This is a genomic window from Nocardiopsis sp. NPDC049922 (genome assembly GCF_040660275.1).
Taxonomy (GTDB): Bacteria; Actinomycetota; Actinomycetes; order Streptosporangiales; family Streptosporangiaceae; genus Nocardiopsis.
In genome coordinates, this window is sequence record NZ_JBFAME010000054.1 from 1 (window position 1) to 1,621 (window position 1,621).

Genomic DNA, 1,621 nt, shown 5'->3' on the forward strand with positions numbered 1-1,621 from the left:
AAAAGACTCCTTAGAAAGGAGGTGATCCAGCCGCACCTTCCGGTACGGCTACCTTGTTACGACTTCGTCCCAATCGCCAGCCCCACCTTCACTCACTCCCTCCCACAAGGGGTTGGGCCACAAGTTTCGGGTGTTGCCGACTTTCATGACGTGACGGGCGGTGTGTACAAGGCCCGGGAACGTATTCACCGCGGCGTTGCTGATCCGCGATTACTAGCGACTCCACCTTCATGGGGTCGAGTTGCAGACCCCAATCCGAACTGAGACCGGCTTTTAGGGATTCGCTCCACCTCACGGTATCGCACGCCCATTGTACCGGCCATTGTAGCATGTTTGCAGCCCAAGACATAAGGGGCATGATGACTTGACGTCGTCCCCACCTTCCTCCGAGTTGACCCCGGCAGTCTCCCATGAGTCCCCACCATTACGTGCTGGCAACATGGAACAAGGGTTGCGCTCGTTGCGGGACTTAACCCAACATCTCACGACACGAGCTGACGACAGCCATGCACCACCTGTCACCCACCAACTAAATGACCCCACATCTCTGCAGGTCCACGGGTGATGTCAAACCTTGGTAAGGTTCTTCGCGTTGCGTCGAATTAAGCAACATGCTCCGCCGCTTGTGCGGGCCCCCGTCAATTCCTTTGAGTTTTAGCCTTGCGGCCGTACTCCCCAGGCGGGGCGCTTAATGCGTTAGCTACGGCGCGGAAACCGTGGAAAGTCCCCACACCTAGCGCCCAACGTTTACGGCATGGACTACCAGGGTATCTAATCCTGTTCGCTCCCCATGCTTTCGCTCCTCAGCGTCAGGTAAGGCCCAGAGACCCGCCTTCGCCACCGGTGTTCCTCCTGATATCTGCGCATTTCACCGCTACACCAGGAATTCCAGTCTCCCCTACCTACCTCTAGCATGCCCGTATCCACTGCAGAACCGGAGTTAAGCCCCGGTCTTTCACAGCAGACGCGACACGCCGCCTACGAGCTCTTTACGCCCAATAATTCCGGACAACGCTCGGACCCTACGTATTACCGCGGCTGCTGGCACGTAGTTAGCCGGTCCTTATTCCCCACCTACCGTCAACCCCGGGAGAACCCGGAGCCTGCGTTGGTGGTAAAAGAGGTTTACAACCCGAAGGCCGTCATCCCCCACGCGGCGTCGCTGCGTCAGGCTTTCGCCCATTGCGCAATATTCCCCACTGCTGCCTCCCGCAGGAGTCTGGGCCGTGTCTCAGTCCCAGTGTGGCCGGTCGCCCTCTCAGGCCGGCTACCCGTAATCGCCTTGGTAGGCCGTTACCCCACCAACAAGCTGATAGGCCGCGAGCCCATCCCCGACCGAAAAACTTTCCACCCTCCACCATGAGGTGGCGGGTCGTATCCGGTATTAGACGGCGTTTCCACCGCTTATCCCGGAGTCAGGGGCAGGTTGCTCACGTGTTACTCACCCGTTCGCCGCTCGTGTACCCCGAAGGGCCTTACCGCTCGACTTGCATGTGTTAAGCACGCCGCCAGCGTTCGTCCTGAGCCAGGATCAAACTCTCCATAAAGGTCAAACAACCCGGCCCGACCACCCGAAAGGGGTCTGGGCGGGTAAACCTAGAAGTAATCCTGACCGACCACT

At 58.8% G+C, this 1,621-nt stretch carries 1 rRNA gene; it reads right to left on the reverse strand.

The window, feature by feature from the left end:
- Window positions 1–14: 14 nt before the first annotated feature.
- Window positions 15–1,547 (reverse strand): 16S ribosomal RNA (locus AB0I72_RS28340).
- Window positions 1,548–1,621 lie beyond the last annotated feature (74 nt).